Source organism: Pseudaminobacter soli (ex Zhang et al. 2022), assembly GCF_014595955.1.
GTDB lineage: Bacteria > Pseudomonadota > Alphaproteobacteria > Rhizobiales > Rhizobiaceae > Kumtagia > Kumtagia pseudosoli.
In genome coordinates this window covers 24896-44038 of record NZ_JABVCF010000011.1, presented here as the reverse complement: position 1 = coordinate 44038, position 19143 = coordinate 24896, and the positions used below count along the sequence as shown (strand labels likewise).

The 19143-nt window shown below is 65.0% G+C and carries 18 protein-coding genes; 12 read left to right on the top strand and 6 right to left on the bottom strand.

All coding sequences use genetic code 11. From position 1 onward, the window contains the following. Positions 1 to 73: 73 nt before the first annotated feature. Together HUI96_RS19740 and HUI96_RS19735 are read right to left on the bottom strand one after the other, a co-directional pair. Entirely contained in the window at positions 74 to 853 is a 780-nt protein-coding gene (locus HUI96_RS19740) for an SDR family NAD(P)-dependent oxidoreductase (RefSeq protein ID WP_188256409.1), read from the bottom strand. 29 nt (positions 854 to 882) lie between these two features. After that, entirely contained in the window at positions 883 to 1653 is a 771-nt protein-coding gene (locus HUI96_RS19735; protein ID WP_188256408.1) for an isocitrate lyase/PEP mutase family protein, read from the bottom strand. Between the two features lie 204 nt (positions 1654 to 1857). Here HUI96_RS19735 and HUI96_RS19730 point away from each other — a divergent pair, with 204 nt between their 5' ends. The 3 genes from HUI96_RS19730 (at position 1858) to HUI96_RS19720 (ending at position 6641) form a co-directional block, all read left to right on the top strand. After that, positions 1858 to 2910: a succinylglutamate desuccinylase/aspartoacylase domain-containing protein gene (locus HUI96_RS19730; RefSeq protein ID WP_188256407.1), complete on the top strand. Its 1053-nt coding sequence runs from the start codon at positions 1858 to 1860 to the stop codon at positions 2908 to 2910. 439 nt (positions 2911 to 3349) lie between these two features. Next, the gene (locus HUI96_RS19725) at positions 3350 to 5539 is read left to right on the top strand and encodes an anthranilate synthase (RefSeq protein ID WP_188256406.1); all 2190 of its coding nucleotides are present in this window, start codon (positions 3350 to 3352) and stop codon (positions 5537 to 5539) included. 193 nt (positions 5540 to 5732) lie between these two features. Then, positions 5733 to 6641, top strand: coding sequence for a cation diffusion facilitator family transporter (locus HUI96_RS19720; protein ID WP_188256405.1), 909 nt, complete (start codon positions 5733 to 5735; stop codon positions 6639 to 6641). Between the two features lie 17 nt (positions 6642 to 6658). On the opposite strand, the gene HUI96_RS19715 is transcribed toward HUI96_RS19720, so the two are convergent. Next, positions 6659 to 7393, bottom strand: coding sequence for an SDR family oxidoreductase (locus HUI96_RS19715; RefSeq protein ID WP_188256404.1), 735 nt, complete (start codon positions 7391 to 7393; stop codon positions 6659 to 6661). Positions 7394 to 7413: 20 nt separating this feature from the next. Then, entirely contained in the window at positions 7414 to 7941 is a 528-nt protein-coding gene (locus HUI96_RS19710) for a 2,4'-dihydroxyacetophenone dioxygenase family protein (RefSeq protein ID WP_188256403.1), read from the bottom strand. 237 nt (positions 7942 to 8178) lie between these two features. On the opposite strand from HUI96_RS19710, the gene HUI96_RS19705 reads away from it, so the two are divergent. From HUI96_RS19705 to HUI96_RS19675, 7 genes are all read left to right on the top strand, one after another. Then, the gene (locus HUI96_RS19705) at positions 8179 to 9261 is read left to right on the top strand and encodes a WD40/YVTN/BNR-like repeat-containing protein (protein ID WP_188256402.1); all 1083 of its coding nucleotides are present in this window, start codon (positions 8179 to 8181) and stop codon (positions 9259 to 9261) included. Positions 9262 to 9275: 14 nt separating this feature from the next. Then, positions 9276 to 9572, top strand: a complete 297-nt coding sequence (locus HUI96_RS19700; RefSeq protein WP_188256401.1) for a MoaD/ThiS family protein — start codon at positions 9276 to 9278, stop codon at positions 9570 to 9572. Positions 9573 to 9642: 70 nt separating this feature from the next. Then, positions 9643 to 10731 (top strand): AbrB family transcriptional regulator, encoded by a 1089-nt coding sequence (locus HUI96_RS19695; RefSeq protein ID WP_188256400.1) that lies wholly within the window; start codon positions 9643 to 9645, stop codon positions 10729 to 10731. Positions 10732 to 10908: 177 nt separating this feature from the next. Next, positions 10909 to 11364, top strand: a complete 456-nt coding sequence (locus tag HUI96_RS19690; RefSeq protein ID WP_188256399.1) for a DUF2231 domain-containing protein — start codon at positions 10909 to 10911, stop codon at positions 11362 to 11364. Next, the gene (locus HUI96_RS19685) at positions 11357 to 12985 is read left to right on the top strand and encodes a PQQ-dependent sugar dehydrogenase (RefSeq protein WP_188256398.1); all 1629 of its coding nucleotides are present in this window, start codon (positions 11357 to 11359) and stop codon (positions 12983 to 12985) included. Before HUI96_RS19690 ends, HUI96_RS19685 begins: the two co-directional genes overlap by 8 nt. A gap of 334 nt (positions 12986 to 13319) precedes the next feature. After that, positions 13320 to 14990 (top strand): 2-isopropylmalate synthase, encoded by a 1671-nt coding sequence (leuA, locus tag HUI96_RS19680; protein WP_188256587.1) that lies wholly within the window; start codon positions 13320 to 13322, stop codon positions 14988 to 14990. Positions 14991 to 15181: 191 nt separating this feature from the next. Then, complete coding sequence (locus HUI96_RS19675; RefSeq protein WP_188256397.1) at positions 15182 to 15787, top strand: hypothetical protein; 606 nt, start codon at positions 15182 to 15184, stop codon at positions 15785 to 15787. A 14-nt stretch (positions 15788 to 15801) separates the two neighbouring features. Here HUI96_RS19675 and HUI96_RS19670 read toward each other — a convergent pair whose 3' ends face one another. After that, positions 15802 to 16743, bottom strand: coding sequence for a metallophosphoesterase family protein (locus HUI96_RS19670; RefSeq protein WP_188256396.1), 942 nt, complete (start codon positions 16741 to 16743; stop codon positions 15802 to 15804). A 50-nt stretch (positions 16744 to 16793) separates the two neighbouring features. On the opposite strand from HUI96_RS19670, the gene HUI96_RS19665 reads away from it, so the two are divergent. Continuing rightward, positions 16794 to 17291, top strand: a complete 498-nt coding sequence (locus HUI96_RS19665; protein ID WP_188256395.1) for an NUDIX domain-containing protein — start codon at positions 16794 to 16796, stop codon at positions 17289 to 17291. Positions 17292 to 17324: 33 nt separating this feature from the next. Here HUI96_RS19665 and HUI96_RS19660 read toward each other — a convergent pair whose 3' ends face one another. Next, positions 17325 to 18305, bottom strand: coding sequence for a glutathione S-transferase family protein (locus HUI96_RS19660; RefSeq protein WP_188256394.1), 981 nt, complete (start codon positions 18303 to 18305; stop codon positions 17325 to 17327). A 279-nt stretch (positions 18306 to 18584) separates the two neighbouring features. Between HUI96_RS19660 and HUI96_RS19655 the strand changes: the two genes are divergently transcribed. Continuing rightward, positions 18585 to 19109 (top strand): GNAT family N-acetyltransferase, encoded by a 525-nt coding sequence (locus tag HUI96_RS19655; RefSeq protein ID WP_188256393.1) that lies wholly within the window; start codon positions 18585 to 18587, stop codon positions 19107 to 19109. Positions 19110 to 19143 lie beyond the last annotated feature (34 nt).

The following is a 19143-nucleotide window of genomic DNA, read 5'->3' as shown; positions in this document are numbered from 1 at the left end:
GCAGGGCGGCCTTTTCGTATGGGACAAAGACAGGCCCATCCCCGCCCAGAACGCAGGCGGGACGGACACTCGCCTACGGCATCAGTTGCCCGCCATTCACCTCGATCACCTGTCCGATGACATAGCCGCTGAGCAGTTCGGACGACAGGAACAGATAGGCGCCGACGCAGTCCTCCGCAGTGCCGGCGCGTCCCTGCGGGATGCTGGCCACACCGGCCGCGATGTGCTGCGGCGTCGAGTAGCGCTCGTGGAATGGGGTCATGATCAGGCCGGGCGCCACTGCGTTCACGCGGATCTTATGTCCGATCAATTCCTTGGCCATGCCGCGCGTCACATTGGACACGAACGCCTTCGCCGAGCCGTAGATGCCCGCCCCCGCACCCGCGCCGTTGCGGGCAGCGACAGACGACGTGTTGATGATGAAGCCGCCGTTCCGCTTGAGGTAGGGGATGGCCGCACGGCTGGCAGTGATCACCGAGCGCGCATTGAGGTCCATGACTCGGTCGTACTGCTCGTCCGTCATGTCGGCATAGGCAAGGCGGCCGAGCATGCCGCCGGCATTGTTGACCAGCCCGTCCAGCCCGCCGAAATGGGCCACGGTCTCCTCCACGACCCGTCGGACATCCTCCGAGACCGAGAAATCGCCTTGGACCACGAACACGTCGCCTCCGCCATCCCTGACCTTTGCGGCGAGGCTCTCGGCGGCGTCGCGGCTCTGGTTGTAGTGCAGGCCGACGCGGCATTTCTGCTGGGCATAGGCAAGCGCCAGCGCAGCACCGATGCCGGTAGAGGCGCCAGTGACGAGAACGGCCTTGCCGGCGAGGTCGGGGATTACGAGATCGGAAAACGACATTGGAGCGTCCTTGTTGGCAGAGCCGGCGGTCAGCCGGAGATCGCTTCCCTGGCCTGCTCTTCGAGCCAGGCGATCATCTTGCGATAAGGCACCGGGCCGTAGCTGATGCGCGCCACGCCGAGCTCGGCCAGCCGCTTTTTCGGCGGCACATGCGCCAGCGCGATGATGTTGACCGGCAGCGACACCGCCGAGCAGAGCCGTCCAATCAGGCGCTCGTCGCCAAGCCCCGGCGCGAAGAAGCCGTCCGCCCCGCATTTCGCATAGGCCCTCGCCCGCTCGATCGCTTCATCGAGCATCGCGTCGTTGTGCGTGTCCGGCTTGTTCTTGAGAAAAATGTCGGTTCGCGCATTGATGAAGGCCGGCACGCCGGAAGCCTCGACCGCTTGCTTTGCCGCCTCGATGCGCCGCTGCTGCGTGCCGATCTCGTGAAGCCCGCTGCCGCCCACCACCTGGTCCTCGAAGTTGAATCCGATCGCTCCCGCTTCGATGGCTCTGGTGACCGAACCTGCCACGACGATCGGCTCGACGCCGTAGCCGCCCTCGAGGTCCATCGTCACCGGCAGATCGACGGAAGCGACGATGCGGCGAATGTTGTCCAGCGCGAGCTCGAGCGGGATGTTCTCGCCGTCGGCGTAGCCGAACGCCATCGCCACCGGCGCGCTGCCGGTCGCGAGCGCCTTGGCGCCGGCGCGCGCCACGGCCTGCGCGCTGCCCGGGTCCCAGATGTTGTAGAGCACGACCGGGTCCCCCTTCACGTGCAGGGAACGGAACGTACGCGCATGGGTGGTCTGGTCGATCATCGAAATGCTCCTTGCTCCGGGCTTCTGACGGTCGCTGTGGCGCCGAGTGCACAGCCTCGGCGCGGGAATGTCAACGCGCCCTGAGGTGCCGCCTCCCCTGCCATCACAGCTCGACGAAACTGATCCCATCATCGGCAGGCCTCGCGATTGAAGAGACCGCCGCTTCGATCCATTGTGCCGCAGCATTTGGGGTGAACCGTATCCATGAAAAAGTCGATTGAAACGATCCCGGGCGACGCGAGCGGCGTAGCCTATACATTTCCAGTGTTCCGCTTCGCGGGCACGGACCCGTCCGAGCCGTCCGCCTACATCCAGGCCGCCCTGCATGCCGGCGAACTGCCCGGCACGGTCGCGATCGATGCGCTGATGCCGATGCTGCTTCGGGCGGAAGCGGAGGGGCGGATACGCGGTTCACTGACGATCGTCCCAGGCGCCAATCCGGTCGGACGCGCGCAGTATCACTTCGGCGACATGGAGGGCCGCTTCCATCTTGGCACCCGCACCAACTTCAACCGCGATTTCCCACTGCTGGAGAAGCCCGATGCATCAGCTCTGGGCGACGAGATCGGGACCGCCGACCATCGTTTGAAGAAGCGGCTGCTCGCGCTCTCCATGGGGCACGAGATCGTGCTCGACCTTCATTGCGACGACGAGGGTGTCAGCTATCTCTATGTTCCGCAGGCACTCTGGCCGGCGATGGAGGACTGCGCCGCCGCCATGGGCGTCGACGCGGTGATCCTCTGGGGTGGCGGTTCGGGCGCCTCGTTCGACGAGGCTTCGCTGCATCCGTACCTGCAGATGCCGCCCGAACAGGCCGGCCTGTCGCGCCGCGTGGTGACGACAGTGGAATACCGGGGCCTCCTGGACGTCTATCCCGGGCTCGCGACCGGGGACGCGGAAGGGCTCTACCGCCTGCTGGTCGGGCGGGGCGTGGTCGCAGACGAAAAGCAGCCGCCGGTAGGCCGTTTCGCCGGCCTGGTCGCGCCGATCGACCATATCGACATGGTCACGGCGCCCAAGTCCGGCGCGATCCTGTTCGAGGTCGCGCCCGGTGACACGGTCAGGAAAGGCGACCGGATCGCCACCATCGTCCACGCAGCCGGCGAAGAGGGCGGATGTATCGAGGTAAAGGCACCTCAATCCGGCTACATCCTCACCCGCGTCAGCCACCGCTTCGCGCGGACCGGCGATGATCTCGTGAAGCTGGTCGGTGAGGGGCGAAGCGAGACGGCGAGATCGGGCGCGCTGGAGCAGTAAGGGACCTGCGGCCCCGACCCTCTCCTTCGTCATCCTCGGGCTTGACCCGAGGATCCATGCCGGAACCATCGGAGGGGAGCCTACGCTGGAACCATCGCCTCTCGCTTTCGATCCATAGTCATTCTGCTCCGCCGGAGCATGGCCGCTTGGTTGCGGCATGGATCCTGGGGTCTCCGCGACGCCGCTTCGCGGCTGCTTCACCCTAGGATGACGAAGCGCGGAAAGGCATCCGAAATCCGCTTGCCGGAACCTTCTTTCGCCGGTAATGAATCCTCATGCGCGGGACGTCTCTCAAGACCCTTTGGTGGTGGGCCAACTGACAGCGGCCAACCCAAACGCGCGCGCGTAATTTTGAGGAAAATGGCCGCAGGAGAAGTCCGGGCGGCCATTTGCTTTTCTTGCCCTGTCCGGACCCGGCGGCGAACGGATGGAGAGTGTCATGTCGGTCGAGATCCTCGACAACGGAGCGGAAAAGTTCGTCACTGCGGGCGGAATCACCATCGTCCGAGAGCGACATGAAACGCCCTATGCCGGAGCGATCGAATCCTATGTCGATGCGCTGAACGGCCGCCGCGGCGCCGTCTTTTCCTCGAATTACGAGTATCCGGGCCGGTACACCCGATGGGACACGGCGATTGTCGATCCGCCACTCATGATCTCCGCGCGCGGCCGCGCCATGCGCATTGAGGCGCTGAACCGCCGCGGCGAGATGTTGCTTCCAGTGATTGCACGCGCGCTGCTCGCCGAGAAGGACGTGACGCTCACCCAGACGACCCCGCAGCAGTTGGCACTCACCATCGCGAAGCCCGGCCGGGTGTTCACCGAGGAAGAGCGCTCGCGCGTACCCTCCGTCTTCACGGTGCTCAGGGCGGTCACAAAACTCTTCAGGACCGACCACGACTCCAATCTCGGCCTCTACGGAGGATTCGGCTACGATCTCGCCTTCCAGTTCGATCCGGTCGAGCTCAAGCTGCAGCGCGCCGAGAGCCAGCGCGACCTCGTCCTCTACCTGCCCGACGAGATTTTGGTCGTCGACCACCATGCCGCAAAGGCCTGGCACGACCGTTACGACTATTCCGGCGCGGGCTTCTCGACCGCTGGCCTGCCGCGCGAGGCTGCCGTCGAGCCCTTCCACACGGCCGACCACATCCCGCCGCGTGGCGACCATGAGCCGGGCGAGTATGCAGAACTGGTGCGCACGGCCATGGAGAGCTTCCGCCGCGGCGATCTCTTCGAGGTGGTGCCCGGACAGATGTTCTACGAGCGCTGCGAGACCCAGCCTTCCGAAATCTCGCGGCGGCTTAAGGCGATCAATCCCTCCCCGTACTCCTTCTTCATCAATCTTGGCGAGAACGAGTTCCTCATCGGCGCCTCGCCCGAGATGTTCGTGCGCGTGAACGGGCGGCGGGTCGAGACCTGCCCGATCTCCGGCACCATCAAGCGTGGCGACGACGCCATTTCGGATCACGAGCAGATCCTAAAACTGCTCAACTCCAAGAAGGACGAATCCGAGCTCACCATGTGCTCGGACGTCGACCGCAACGACAAGAGCCGCGTATGCGAGCCCGGCTCGGTGCGCGTCATCGGCCGTCGCCAGATCGAGATGTACTCGCGCCTGATCCACACGGTGGACCACATCGAGGGCCGGCTGCGCGAGGACATGGACGCCTTCGACGCCTTCCTCTCCCACGCCTGGGCGGTCACCGTCACCGGCGCGCCGAAACTGTGGGCCATGCGCTTCATCGAGCAGAATGAGAAGAGCCCCCGCGCCTGGTATGGCGGCGCGATCGGCATGGTCCATTTCAACGGCGACCTGAACACCGGCCTGACGCTCAGGACCATCCGCATCAAGGACGGCATCGCCGAGGTGCGCGCAGGCGCCACCTTGCTTTTCGACAGCGTTCCGGAAGAAGAAGAAGCCGAAACCGAACTGAAGGCCTCCGCCATGATATCCGCGATCCGAGACGCCAAGGCCGGCAATGCCGCCGCGGGCGACCGCACTGCCGCGCGGGTCGGCGATGGCGTGAACATCCTCTTGGTCGATCACGAGGATTCCTTCGTTCACACGCTGGCGAACTATTTCCGCCAGACTGGCGCGAACGTTTCGACAGTGCGGAGTCCCGTTCCGGAGGAACTGTTCGATACGCTTAAGCCGGACTTGGTCGTGCTCTCCCCCGGACCCGGCATGCCGAAGGATTTTGACACCGCGGCGACCATCAGGAAGGCGCGCAAACGTGACCTGCCGATATTCGGGGTCTGCCTTGGCCTGCAGGCGCTGGCGGAAGCTTATGGCGGAGAACTGCGGCAGCTGCATATTCCGATGCACGGAAAGCCGTCGCGCATTCACGTCTCTACGCCGGGCGTCATTTTCTCCGGTTTGCCAAGCGAGGTGACCGTCGGCCGCTATCATTCGATCTTCGCCGACCCGGCGCGCCTGCCGGAAGACTTCGTCGTGACGGCAGAGACCGACGACGGCGTCATCATGGCCTTCGAGCACCGCAAGGAGCCGATCGCCGCAGTGCAGTTCCATCCCGAATCGATCATGACGCTCGGCCAAGATGCAGGGATGCGGATGATCGAGAATGTGGTTGCCCACCTGCCGCGCAAGGCAAAGGAACAGGCAGCGTGACCGAAAAGCGCCGTTCCCTCCCCCTTAAGGAGAGGGCGTTCGCGCAGCGGCCGGGAAGGGTCGTCGGCGACGCCCCCCGCACCCATATCCTATTGAAGATGGGCCAACGCTGCCGAATGGTAGCGGACGGCCGGAACAACCCCCTCTGGCCGCTTCTCGGCCATCTCCTCCTCAAGGGGGGAGAATAGCGAAAATGCCCTCGAAGCAACAAATCTCGGCCCTCGCCTTCTGGACCATCGTCGTCGCCTTCGGCGTGATGGCGCTGAAGGCATTGGCCTGGTGGCTGACAGGCTCTGTCGCACTCTATTCGGATGCGCTGGAATCGACCGTCAACGTCATCGCGGCGATGGCCACCTTCTGGGCGATCAAGGTCAGCCACAAGCCGGCGGATCGCACCCATCAGCACGGGCATCACAAGGCCGAGTATTTTTCGGCAGTGCTGGAAGGCGTGATGATCGTCGTCGCCTCCTTCCTGATCCTCTTCGAAGTCTGGCGCACCTGGGGCCATCCAGCGCCTCTGCACGACGCATGGTCTGGGCTGGCAGTCAACGGCCTAGCCGCGGTGGTCAATGCGGTCTGGGCCGCCGTGCTCATCCGCGTAGGGACACAGGGTAAATCTCCGGCGCTGATCGCGGACGGGCGCCACATCATGACCGATGTCGTGACGTCGGTAGGGGTCATTGCCGGCCTCGTCGGCGCGGTGGTCACTGGATGGAAGATACTCGACCCGCTGCTGGCCGTGATCGTCGCCCTCAACATCCTTTGGCAGGGCTGGAAGGTCATCGGCTCTTCGGTCGAGGGGCTGATGGACCGGGCGGTGGAGTTGGAAGAACACCTTCACATCCGCGACATCATCTCGGCCAATTCCAGGGGCGCGCTGGAAGTGCACGACCTCAAGACGCGCATCGCTGGGCGCGCGACGTTCATCGAATTCCACCTCGTCGTCGACGCCAACATGACCGTCGCTCAGAGCCACGTGATTTGCGATAGGATCGAGGAGGCTCTACGAGCAGAGATCCCGTCGGTGCGCGTCATCATCCATGTCGAGCCGGAAGACGAGGCCAAGCTGCCAATCGGCACGGGCGCGGTGCCGTTCGCCTGACGCGCACCTGCTGCCGGTCAGGTGACGAGATAGCCGCCGTCGATGGGCAGCACCGTACCGGTAACGAAGCTGGCGAGCGGCGAGGCGAGATAGAGCACGCCGCCGGCTACGTCCTTCGGATCGCCCCAACGTTTCAGCGGCGTGCGCACTAGGACCGCGTCGTTGCGCTGCGGATCGTCGCGCAGCGCCTGGGTGAGAGGGGTTGCTATCCAGCCCGGCGCCACCGCGTTCACCCGGATGCCGTCCGGTGCATAGGCGATAGCGAGGGATTTCGTCAGTTGAGCGATGCCGCCCTTTGAAGCCGAGTAGCCCGGCACCAGCCCGCCGCCGAAGAACGACAGCATCGAGGCTGTGTTGATGATGCTGCCTTTGCTATCGCCGAGAAGCGGCCGCGCGGCAGTGCAGGCTCGCATCGTGCCGTTGAGGTTGATGTCGATCACGTCCGCGAATATCTCGGGATCGTGCTCCTCCACGCGGCGGATCACGCCGGCGCAGTTGACGAGGTGATCCAGTCGGTCGAAGCCGGCGATCAGGTTGCGTATCGCCGCGCCGTCCCGTACGTCCAGTTGCCGCGTCTCGATCCCTGGCGCCGAACGGGCGTGCTCCGCGACCTCTGCCTCGGTCGCGCCCGTCACCATCGTCGCCGCACCCTCGGCCTGGAATGCCTGGGCGATAGCAGCACCTATTCCCGAGGTGCCTCCGACCACGAGCACCCGCCGGCCCTCGAAACAACCGTTCGGCCAAAAACCCACCAGACCCTCCCATCGCGACGCTATCGAATGAACTGGTCGACGAAATCCGCGCCGAGGCCGACGGCGGTGAAGTGCTTGCGGCACATCTCGATCTTGGTAAAGACGTCCTCGTAGCCGAGCGGTTTTCCCCACGGGTCGACGTAGTACATGATGCCGTTCACCTGGAAGTAGGTGATCATCTCCTCAACGTCGTCCGGCACGACGAGGGTATGGGTCTCGCCCGGCGGCTCGAACACATAGCTGCCCTCCTCCGCCACCCAGTCGTGCTCCAGATAGTACCACCGGCCCTTCAGCACGAAGCCGTGTACGGCGTTCGGATGGCGATGCCGCGACAGTACTCCGGCCTTGCGGACCTTGAGAAGGTTCATCCAGTAGCCTTGCGAGCGGTTCAGGCAGAGCGGTCGGAACCAGACGTTTTCCGCCTGCGGCACCCATAGCCGCTCGTCCTCCGGGATGGCCTTCGCCACGACGATCTCGGCCAGCGCGTCCGGCGGGTTCGGCAGTTGATAGGGCATGCGCGGATCGGCATCCGGGCTCTCGATCGGCATCCACTCCTCCTTGGTGCATGTCGCCGCCCTCATTAGCGGCGAAGGCTCCTTCGCTGCAACACGACAGAGCAGGCCGATCCGCCATGCTGGTTCGACCAGATCGGAAAAGATGCTAGTCTTGTTCCTTCGATGTCGGAATGACGCCCCGCCGAGCGTCATTCCTGAAAGGACGTCCGGAAGGGGGAATGCGCCGGGCGGATGGGACCGCTGCCACAGACGAGGACGGAGGACAACGCGATGGCAAGACGGACTTTGGTGCTTCTGGGTACGAAGAAGGGCGCATTCATCGCTGAAAGCGACGACCAGCGGAAGGATTGGACCCTGCGCGGTCCGTATTGCGAGACTTGGCCGCTGAACCATGTCATGGGCGACCGGCGCAGCGGAACGATCTACGCCGGCGGCGGCAACGAGTGGTTCGGCCCGGCGGTGTGGAAATCGGAGGATTTCGGCGAGACATGGAGCCACTCGAGCGAAGGCCTGGCCTATGAGGCGGGCCAGGAGCCCGTCAAAGCTGTCTGGAGCCTCGCCGCGCGCAACGGCAGCCTTTACGCCGGCGTGCAGCCGGCCGGCCTCTTCCGCAGCGAAGACGGCGGCCAGACCTGGTCGCATATGGACGGGCTGCAGAAACATCCGTCCCGGCCGCATTGGAACCCGGGCGGCGCAGGCCTGATCCTACATTCGCTGGTCCCTCACCCGAGCGACGAGAACAAGATCTGGGTCGGCATCTCAGCGGCCGGCGTGTTCTGCACCGAGGACGGCGGCGAGACCTGGGAGCCGAGGAACCGCGGCACCCGGGCCGATTTCTTCCCGGAAGGCCAGAACTATCCGGAATTCGGCCAGTGCGTGCACTGTGTGGTGATGGCACCCGGCAAGGGCGAGCGGCTCTACCAGCAGAACCACTGCGGCATGTATGCCAGCGAGGACGGCGGCAAGAACTGGCGCAGCATCGAGGGCGGCCTGCCCTCCACCTTCGGCTTCCCAGCGGCGGTGCACCCCCGCGACTCCGAGACGCTTTTTCTGCTGCCGCTCAACGGCGACTCCGCCGGCCGCTACGTGCCCGACGCCAAGACCGCAGTCTGGAGAACGCGCGACGGCGGCAGGACCTGGCAGGACATGCGCGAGGGCTTGCCGCAGAAGAACGCCTATTTTGGCGTGCTGCGCCAGGCGATGGCGACCGACACGCACGAGACGGCCGGCGTCTATTTCGGCACAAGCTCCGGTGCGGTCTATGCGAGTGCGGACGAGGGCGAAAGCTGGGGCCTCGTCGCCGAGCATCTGCCGGCGGTCCTGTCGGTGGAAGCCATGGTCGTGGACCGCTGAACGGATCGGCCGCAATGGACGCGATCAAAAGCCGAGGCAGCAACAGCGTAATCGTCGTGCGCCTGCCCGGCCCGCTCGTCGACCTCTTCCCCGGCTCGCTGCGCCGGGTGGAAATGCATGCGGTGAACGTGCGCGAGATGGTGGACGAACTGAACCGGCTCTGGCCCGGCATGCGGGACCGGATCTGCGATTCCACACCCGCCATCCGCCGCCACATCAACGTCTTCATCGACGGCAAGCGGGCGAACCTGGAGACCCCGATCGAGCCGGGGACCGAGGTGTTCATCCTGACCGCGATCAGCGGGGGGTGATCAACGCATTTGGGCGCGTTGATCGCCCGTGCGGGCTGACATCCCCGTTCGCTCGGTCTAGATGGGATCAATGGCCCCATACCCCGAGCCGCCCGATGCGGGCCCGCTGAAGACCCTGCCCGGCATCGTGCAATGGCTGCTGCTGGCCGCGGGCTCGGCGACGCTCATCTCCCTGTTCCTGGCGATCCAGGTTCCGGCCGCGCTGCTGATCGGCTCGATGATCGTGTCGATCCTGTTCGGGACCCTCGGCGCCACCATACGCGTGCCGCGAAACATCTTCGGCGCGGCCCAGGCCGTGGTCGGATGCCTGGTGGCCACCTCGATCGATCTCGGCATCTTCTCGTCCTTCCTGCACGACTGGCCGATAATCCTGCTGTCGGTGTTCGCAACGCTGGCGGCTTCGAGCGTTCTCGGCTGGGCGATCAGCCGGCTTGGCATCCTTCCGGGGTCCACCGCGATCTGGGGCACCGCACCGGGAGGATCGACCGCCATGGTACTGATGAGCGCGGCCTTCGGCGCCGACGCGCGGCTCGTCGCCTTCATGCAGTATCTGCGTGTGGTAATGGTCACCGTGGCCGCCGCCTTCGTCGCCAGTCTCTGGGTGGACACCAGCGCCGTGGGGCGGCCCGAAACCGTTTGGTTTCCGCCGATCGCCTGGCCGGCCTTGGCAGTGACCCTGATCGTTGCGATCGTCGCCGGCCCGCTAGGCAAGTTCCTGCGCCTGCCCTCCCCCTGGTTTCTTGCCTCCCTGGCGCTGGGCATGCTGCTTCATCTCGGTGGGGGTGTCCCCATGCAGGTGCCGGAATGGTTGAAGGCGCTGAGCTATGCCGTGGTGGGCTGGGCGGTCGGCATGAACTTCACGCGCGCTGTGGTCTGGCACGCCGTGCGTGTGCTGCCGCAGGTGTTCGGGGCCACCCTGGTGCTGATCCTGTTCTGCGGCGGCATCGCCTGGCTGCTCAGTCATGAACTCGGCATCGATCCGCTCACGGCCTATCTCGCCACCAGCCCGGGCGGGCTGGACTCGGTCGCCATCATCGCGGCCGCGTCCAACAAGGTGAACCTGTCGTTCGTGATGGCGCTTCAGACCGCGCGCCTGCTGATCGTTCTGATGCTCGGACCGGCGCTGGCGAAGTTCATCGCCCGCAACGTGAGGGCGTGAGGCCGGGTGCCGGCGCGCAGCTTGAACGCATTCCTGCCTGGCTGCCGCCCCCTGCTGACGTGAGCCTAGCCGGCAAGGAATAGCGGTGAGCACCTTCGCCTTCGCCCATTGGCGCTGGAACCAAATACGTTTTCATACGTATGGCCTGGGTCCACCCCCAACAGAGACCCTTTGCCGATGGATCGATTCCACCTGCCAGCCACCGCCGCGATCGCGGGTCACCCGATACACGCAACCCTGGTCCCCTTTCCGATCGTCTGCTTCACCCTCGCCCTGCTGACTGACATCGCCTATTGGCAGTCGTTCCATCTCATGTGGCACAACTTCTCCGCCTGGCTGCTGTTCGTGGGGCTCGTATTCGGAGCACTCGCGGCGATAGCCGGTGCCGTCGATTTCCTGTTCCGCCGCGAAGTGCGCACGCAGCGACCAGCCTGGCCCCACGCGATCGGCAACGTGATCGTCCTGATCCTCGCCTTGATCAACAGCTTCGTTCACGCCGGCGACGGCTGGACGGCCATCGTTCCCTATGGGCTCGCGCTGTCCGCGGCGACTGTCGTGCTGATGTTCGTGACCGTCTGGCTCGGCCGCTCCATGGTGTTCCGTCACGGCGTGGGGGTGAGCAGCCATGTCTAAGACCACGCTTCGCGCCTCGATCCTCGGAGGAACCTGCCTCGCGTTGCTGGCGCTCGCCGGCTGCAGCGGCAGCGACGACTTCGACGTGTCCCGCCAGATCGGCCCCGATCCCTTGCTGCCCGAGCCAGAGCAGTCGCTGCTGCCCGACTTGAAGGTCGCGGAAGTTGTCGGCTGGCAGGACGGCGAGACCCCCGCCGTGCCGGACGGCTTTACCATCGCAGCCTACGCAACGGACCTCGCCAATCCGCGAACCGTCTATACCCTTCCCAACGGCGACGTCCTTGTCGTCCAGTCCAAGGCGCCGCCGGGCAAGCCGCTCGAGCGGCCAAAGGACTACATACGCGACTGGATCATGTCGATGGCGCGCGGCGGCGGGGGCGAGCAGAAGGAAACCAATCTCATCACCCTTCTGCGCGACACCAATCGCGACGGTCAGGTGGACGAGCGCAGCGACCTGTTGACCGGCCTGAACTCCCCCTTCGGCCTCGTCTGGTTCGAGGATACGCTCTATGTGGCCGCGGCGGATGCCATCCTCGCCTATCCATACCGCCTCGGCGAGACGGAGATCACCGCAGAGCCCAAGGTGCTGACCCCACTGCCAGGCGGACCGATCAACCACCACTGGACCAAGGACCTGGCGCTCAGCCCGGACGGCCGTTTCCTCTACGCCTCGGTCGGCTCCAACTCCAACGCCGCCGAGCGTGGACTCGAGGCCGAGAAGGGCCGCGCCGCGATCTGGCAGGTAGACCGGCAGACTGGCGCGAGCCGCGTCTATGCATCGGGGCTGCGCAACCCCAATGGCCTGGCCATCCACCCCGAAACCGGCGTCCTCTGGACCGTGGTCAACGAGCGCGACGAGCTTGGGCCGGACCTCGTGCCCGACTACATGACGTCGGTGCAGGAGGGCGGCTTCTATGGTTGGCCCTGGAGCTATTTCGGCCAGCATGTCGACCCGAGGGTGCACCCGCCGCGGCCTGATCTGGTCGAGAAGGCGATCAAACCGGACTACGCGCTTTCCAGCCACGTCGCCGCGCTCGGCCTGACCTTCACCAACAATTCCGCACTTCCGGAAGCCTACGCGAACGGGGCCTTCGTCGGCCTTCATGGCAGTTGGAATCGCAATGCCTTCAACGGCTACAAGGTCATCTACATTCCGTTCGAGAACGGCCAGCCCGCCGGGATGGCCCAGGATGTCGTGACCGGATTCCTCGACAGCGATCGAGCCCGGGGACGTCCCGTGGGCGTCGGCATCGATGGCACGGGTGCCCTGCTGATCGCCGATGACTCCGGCAATACGGTCTGGCGTGTCGCCTCCGCGGACGGCTCCGTAACGCCGGAGCCCCGTGGCACCGACCCGGTCGTGGTCGGCGCAACCGGGGGCAACGACGCGGCTGGCGGCGCGACACCGCAGGAGCCCGGCGCCACCACGGACGGCACGGCTGATCCAGGTCCGCAGGGCGCCGCGGGAGCAGAGCCCCCGGCGAACGGCGCCGCTCAGGGTGCCACAGAGGGTCCCACTGACGGCGGCACCGATGAGGCCGGCTCTCCCCCAGGTCCCTCCCAGACCGACATCGCGCCGGCCACGCTTCCAGAAGGCGCCGGCGCGCCAACCGAGAACTGAAACTGGGGGCGCCGCCCCCAGCCTTCCCCTTGCCTCGTCCGCGCCGCTCCTGTATCAATCGGCGCATGAATTCTCACGCGGCCAGCGCAGCGAAACGGCCCGACGCCTTCCCGTCGGCGTCTTTGCGCGCCTCCGCTCTCCTGCTTCTCGGCCTTATCGGCGACCGCCGGGCCCGCTGAAGGAGCGCCCGGCGGTCGACGGGCCGCTCGAGCGGCGCCAGCTCCTCGCCAGTCGCAAAAGAGTCAGCCGTTTCAGCCGCCAGGACCAGACGTCCGGCAAGGCGCAAAAGAGAAGCAAGATGGACCAGACCACCCGTATCAAGCCCCCGCGCGGCATGCCGGATGCCGCCATGAAGTACGAGCCCTATCCGGCTATCAACCTGACCGATCGCATGTGGCCGTCCAGGCGCATTGAGAAGGCCCCGATCTGGTGCTCCGTCGACCTGCGCGACGGCAACCAGGCGCTGGTCGACCCGATGGGTCACGACCGCAAGGCGCGCATGTTCGCCCTCCTGCTGGAGATGGGCTTCAAGGAGATCGAGATCGGGTTCCCGTCCGCTTCGCAGACCGACTTCGACTTCGCCCGCTGGTGCATTGAACAGGGCAATGTGCCCGACGACGTCGACCTGCAGGTACTGGTGCAGTGCAGGCCCGAACTGATCACCCGCACCTTCGAGGCGCTCGAGGGCGCGAAGTCGCCGATCGTGCATTTCTACAATTCGACCAGCGAGTTGCAGCGCCGCGTCGTCTTCCAGAAGGACGTGGCCGGCATCAAGCAGATCGCCACCGACGCTGCCAAGATGATCACCGACATGGCGGCGAAGGCCGGCGGCGGCTATCGCTTCGAATACTCGCCGGAGAGCTTCACCGGCACCGAGTTGGAGGTGGCGCTGGAGATCTGCAACGCCGTTGCGGAGATCGTACAGCCCACACCCGAGAACCGGCTGATCCTCAACCTGCCGGCGACCGTGGAGATGTCGACGCCCAACATCCACGCCGACCAGATCGAGTGGATGTGCCGCAACCTCGACAACCGCGACAGCCTGATCGTGTCGCTGCATCCGCACAACGACCGGGGCACCGGCATCGCCGCGACCGAGCTCGGCCTGATGGCCGGCGCCGACCGCGTGGAAGGCACGCTGTTCGGCAATGGCGAGCGCACCGGCAATGTCGACATCGTGACCCTGGCGCTCAACATGTATACGCAGGGCGTCGACCCTGAGCTCGACTGCTCGCGCATCAACCACATCAAAGACGTCTACGAATATTCGAACCAGCTGCGCATTCCGGAGCGCCACCCCTATGTGGGCGAACTGGTCTACACAGCCTTCTCGGGCTCGCATCAGGACGCCATCAACAAGGGCATGAAGGCGCTGAAATCGGCGAACAAGCCGCTCTGGGAAGTGCCCTATTTGCCCATCGACCCGCAGGATGTCGGCCGCACCTACGAAGCGATCATCCGGATCAACTCGCAGTCGGGCAAGGGCGGTATCGCCTACGTCCTCCAGGCCGACTACGGCCTCAACCTGCCCCGCAACCTGCAGGTGGAGTTCTCCAAGGACATTCAGGCGATCACGGATGCCGAGGGCAAGGAACTCTCCCCCAGGCGCATCTACGAACGCTTCCGCGAAGTCTACATCGACCAGCCTGGTGCTCGGCTGAAGTTCGTCGATCATCAGACGTTCCCGGATCACGACGTCAAGGGCCGCCGTATCGTCGAGGCGACCATCCTCGATGGCGGCAAGGAAGTGACGATCAAGGGCGTCGGCAACGGTCCGATCGACGGCTTCGTCGATGCGCTGTCGCGCCATGTCGGCGTGGCGATCTCGGTGCGCGACTATTCGGAGCATTCAATCCAGCACGGCTCGAACGCGGCCGCCATCTGCTATGTCGAGATGGAACACCCGGGCGGCGTTCTCTTCGGAGCCGGGATCAACACCAACATTGTCGGCGCGTCGCTCGAGGCGGTCAGCTCGGCCGTGAACCGGATCATCGGCAGGACTTAGCCGAAGCGCGGCGGTTCCCGCTCAATTTTTCTCCCAGAACAGCTTCGGGCCGGCGGCCCGGAGCCGGCATTTTTTCGGCTTCTTCTTCGCCCCTCGCCCGCAGAACTGCTGGAAAGCAACTCTTCCGTGCTGGTTTGCGCCACAATTTGTGTTAACCAAGATTAACGCAAAGTTTGCGGCGGAGCCCAGCCATGTCGATCGACAGGGCAGACAAAGACCACACCAAGTCCCGAAAACTTTCGGAGACGATCCGCGAGGTGAAGAATGCCGCTGCAGACCGTGCGGACGTGGTCGTAGAACTGCGTGACGCGACCAGCGTGCGCTTGCAACTGCTCGCGGCCGAACTCGCGCCGGTCTTCGCCGAGGTCCCGTCGGACGCCGACATCTTCGACTTCGCCCTGTCGTCCGGGCTGCAGCCACGACTTTGGATCGATGCCATTTCCCATGTTGCCATGGGCCGTGACCATCGCACCTACCGCTTCATCAGGGATACGCGCAACGGCCGCATCGTGCTGGCCGAATCGCCGAAGATCGCCGTCATCGTCGAAGCCGTCACCCGCTATGTGGCCGAGCGGATCGTCGAGCGCGAGCAGTTCCTCCAGGGCGAGGTCGAGCCCGCAATCCAGAAGCAGTTTCCTGCGCAAGATCAGGAGACTATTGGGGAGCCCGCAACGGGGGCACGGCGGCGCGGGGGCAGTTTCCTCGGCGGCGTCCTGGTTTTCGTCTCAGGCTTCGGCTTTGGATTGGCGGTGGCCATCGCCCTGCTTTGGCAGCAACTCACCGGATCGCTCCAGTAACAGGCCCGCAAAGCTCACGAAGGTTCGCTCTCGAACGGCGCCGGCGCCCGCTTGCGCGACCCCAGATTGAGCGAGCCGACGTCCACGACGCCTTCGTCGGGAACGGCAAACCCTCGCCGCGTCAACCGGATGTTCCAGGCGCCCGGACCTCCGGAAATTTCGAAAAGATTGTATTGCGCCGGCGGGTGATGGCCCCCGAAACCCTGCCCGCCCGCGGCGACCCCGACGACGGGAATCGGCTTCTCCCGCCTTCCGACCCAGTAGAGCGAGGGGTCGTGCGAGTGTCCGTGCAGCACGAGTTCGGCGCCATGCTCGTGTACCGCACGATGGAAGTTGCCGATCCCGAATAGCCGCTTGTGCTGGGGCACGGCGGCGCGCACGGGCGGATGATGGATCATGATGACCCGGAAGAGATTGCGCCTTCCGGTCTCCTCCAGCAGTTCCGCGAGGCGGTGGGCCTGCTCCTCGCGCAGAAAGCCATTGGCCATGAAGGGCGCGGTGGCCCGTGCCGTTGAAACGCCGATGAGCGCGACGTTGCCCCGCACGCGCAGATAGGGGAACGTCAGCCGCCCGACCGTTCCTTCGTGCCCGTCGCCGCACATCCACGGCGACCACAACTGGCAGATCTTGTCGAACGCGCCGGGAACGTAGGCATCATGGTTTCCGGGAACCACCGAGACGTCCTTCGGGTTGCCGAGCGTTTCAAGCCAGACCCGCGCCAGCTTGAGCTCGGCGTCCAACGCGATGTTGACGAGGTCTCCAGTGACGGCGAGATGATCGGGCTTATCCTCCTTGATCGAGGCGACGATGCCGCCGAGCGTGCCCTCGGTGATGAGCTTTCGCCTGGTGCGGTGCCAATTGACATAGCCGACCACTCGCTTGGAGGCGAGTTCGCGGTAGGTTACATCGGGAAGCGGACCGAGGTGGACGTCGGAAATATGCGCGAGCCTGAGCATCTTTTTCTAATACGGAAGGGCGGGAACGGTTTCCACCCTCGGATGCACTGATGGCGTTTGGCCGCAAGAAAAGCTCCGCGCGCCGGCCAGATTGGCCGCGGCTGCGCGCCGCTCTCTTGCACAAATACTTCCTGCTGCGGCGCGCGATGACGCTGGGCGTGCGCGCCATGATCTATGACCGCCAGGAGAACTCCGTTTTCCTGATCCGCCACACCTATGTGCCCGGCTGGCAGTTTCCGGGCGGCGGTGTCGAACTCGGCGAGACCATGGAGGAGGCACTCGCACGCGAATGCGCCGAGGAAGGCAACATCGCGTTCAGAGCTCCCGCGCTGCGGTCGGTCCACTACAGTCGCGGCGCCAGCCTTCGCGACCACGTCGGCTTCTACCTGATCGAGCAGTTCGAGCAGACCGCGCCCAAGCTGCCTGATCGCGAGATCGCCGAGGCGGGGTTCTTTCCGCTCGAGCAACTGCCGGAGGGTACGACGCCTGCGACGCGGCGGCGGATCGGAGAGGTGCTTGGAGGCGAGCCGGTGTCGCCCTACTGGTGAGCTGCGCGATAAAACAGGAGAGCTACGGCACCTTCAGCCAAACCTCGCCCGGTCATGCGGGGCCGAATAATCCAGCGCCGGCCCGAGCGGCACGATGCCGGTCGGGTTGATGGTGCGATGGCTGCCATAATAGTGCGACTTGATGTGGTGCATATTGACCGTGCCCGCCACGCCGGGCACCTGGTAGAGATCGCGCAGGAAGTTGGACAGGTTCGGATAATCGGCGATCCGGCGCAAATTGCACTTGAAGTGCCCGACATAGACCGGATCGAAGCGCAGGAGCGTCGTTATCAGCCGCCAGTCGGCCTCGGTGATGCGGTCTCCGACCAGATAGCGCTGGCGGGAAAGCCGATCCTCCAGCGTATCCAGCGCCGCGAAGAGCTCACGAAAAGCCTCCTCGTAGGCCTCCTGCGTGGTGGCAAAGCCGGCGCGATAGACGCCGTTGTTGATCGCCGGATAGACGAGCGCATTCACCGCATCGATCTCGGCCCGCAACTCCTTCGAATAGAAGTCGAGCGAGGCGTCGCCCCATTCATCGAATGCCGAGTTCAACATACGGATGATTTCGGAGGATTCGTTGTTGACGATGGTCTCCGTCTGCCGGTCCCACAGCACGGGTACTGTCACTCGCCCCGTATAGCTCGGGTCCGCCCTGGTGTAGATCTGGTGGAGGAATTGCGAGCCGTAGAGCCGGTCGCCTGTGGCACCGTCCTCGGCGCGAAAAGTCCAGCCGTCCTTGCCCATGTAGTGGTGCACGACAGAGACGGAGATGACCTCCTCAAGCTTCTTGAGAACGCGGAAGATCAACGTGCGGTGCGCCCAGGGGCAGGCCCATGAGACGTAGAGGTGATAGCGCCCCGGCTCCGCCTTGAAGCCGCGGCTGCGACCGGGTGCAGGCTGGCCGTCCGCCGTTACCCAGTCGCGCCAGGGAGCATCAGGCCGCACGAACCTGCCGCCGGTCTCCTTGGTGGGGTACCAGACGTCGTGCCACTTGCCTTCAACCAACTGACCCATTCCGAACTCCTGCACTGATCCCGCACGGCTTAGATAGGTCAGTTTGGCAGGCGGCGACACGGCAGGACGATTGAACGGATCGTAACCGCCGGACGGACCGCGACAAATCTCTCGAGAACCCGGTAGACCTCAGTGCAATTTGATGCTAGCCGCTGAGCCATGGGAATGAACATGCCGATCCGGATCGACCGACGACGATGAGCGCCCGCGCCGACGCGCGCTGACTGGCGACGCTGCCCTGCAGCCTTCCTTCCCTCGACCGACCGGACATCGCTTCCCATGACTCCTGCCGACCTTGTCTTCATGCCGGAATTGCCGGCGCACGATGCTGCCATCGAACACATCAACGAGGAGGCCTTCGGCCCCGGACGCTTCACACGCGCCGCCTACAAGATACGCGAGGGCGGTCCGCATGAGCGGGATCATTCTTTTGTGGCCACGCGGGACGGCGAGGTGATCGCGTCGGTGCGGCTGACGCGGATCACAGTCGGCGAAGGCCGCGCCCTGCTGCTCGGGCCGCTTGCGGTTCGACCGGCGCACAAGAATCTCGGTATCGGCCGCAAACTGGTGGCGATTGCCCTGGAGGCTGCCAAGAAGGCCGGCGCGGGAGCCGTGATGCTGGTCGGTGACGAGCCCTATTACGGCCCGCTCGGCTTCAAGCGCATCCCGCGGGGGCAGGTCTCGATGCCGCGCCCTGTCGATCTCGACCGCATCCTTGCCTACGAGATCATTCCCAACTCGGTCGAGCACCTGCGCGGCGAGGTCTGCCACGAGGACCAGGCGAGACAGTTGCAAGAGGCCTGACGAGGGATCGCCCCTCTCCGCTCGGCACCGAGCG

Coding starts and splice junctions, on each gene's coding strand:
- HUI96_RS19665 (WP_188256395.1), top strand. CDS start 16,794: ATGGCGTTTGGCCGCAAGAAAAGCTCCGCGCGCCGGCCAGATTGGCCG.
- leuA (WP_188256587.1), top strand. CDS start 13,320: ATGCCGGATGCCGCCATGAAGTACGAGCCCTATCCGGCTATCAACCTG.
- HUI96_RS19675 (WP_188256397.1), top strand. CDS start 15,182: ATGTCGATCGACAGGGCAGACAAAGACCACACCAAGTCCCGAAAACTT.
- HUI96_RS19695 (WP_188256400.1), top strand. CDS start 9,643: ATGGCCCCATACCCCGAGCCGCCCGATGCGGGCCCGCTGAAGACCCTG.
- HUI96_RS19670 (WP_188256396.1), bottom strand. CDS start 16,743: ATGCTCAGGCTCGCGCATATTTCCGACGTCCACCTCGGTCCGCTTCCC.
- HUI96_RS19685 (WP_188256398.1), top strand. CDS start 11,357: ATGTCTAAGACCACGCTTCGCGCCTCGATCCTCGGAGGAACCTGCCTC.
- HUI96_RS19705 (WP_188256402.1), top strand. CDS start 8,179: ATGGCAAGACGGACTTTGGTGCTTCTGGGTACGAAGAAGGGCGCATTC.
- HUI96_RS19700 (WP_188256401.1), top strand. CDS start 9,276: ATGGACGCGATCAAAAGCCGAGGCAGCAACAGCGTAATCGTCGTGCGC.
- HUI96_RS19690 (WP_188256399.1), top strand. CDS start 10,909: ATGGATCGATTCCACCTGCCAGCCACCGCCGCGATCGCGGGTCACCCG.
- HUI96_RS19740 (WP_188256409.1), bottom strand. CDS start 853: ATGTCGTTTTCCGATCTCGTAATCCCCGACCTCGCCGGCAAGGCCGTT.
- HUI96_RS19660 (WP_188256394.1), bottom strand. CDS start 18,305: ATGGGTCAGTTGGTTGAAGGCAAGTGGCACGACGTCTGGTACCCCACC.
- HUI96_RS19735 (WP_188256408.1), bottom strand. CDS start 1,653: ATGATCGACCAGACCACCCATGCGCGTACGTTCCGTTCCCTGCACGTG.
- HUI96_RS19710 (WP_188256403.1), bottom strand. CDS start 7,941: ATGCCGATCGAGAGCCCGGATGCCGATCCGCGCATGCCCTATCAACTG.
- HUI96_RS19730 (WP_188256407.1), top strand. CDS start 1,858: ATGAAAAAGTCGATTGAAACGATCCCGGGCGACGCGAGCGGCGTAGCC.
- HUI96_RS19725 (WP_188256406.1), top strand. CDS start 3,350: ATGTCGGTCGAGATCCTCGACAACGGAGCGGAAAAGTTCGTCACTGCG.
- HUI96_RS19720 (WP_188256405.1), top strand. CDS start 5,733: ATGCCCTCGAAGCAACAAATCTCGGCCCTCGCCTTCTGGACCATCGTC.
- HUI96_RS19655 (WP_188256393.1), top strand. CDS start 18,585: ATGACTCCTGCCGACCTTGTCTTCATGCCGGAATTGCCGGCGCACGAT.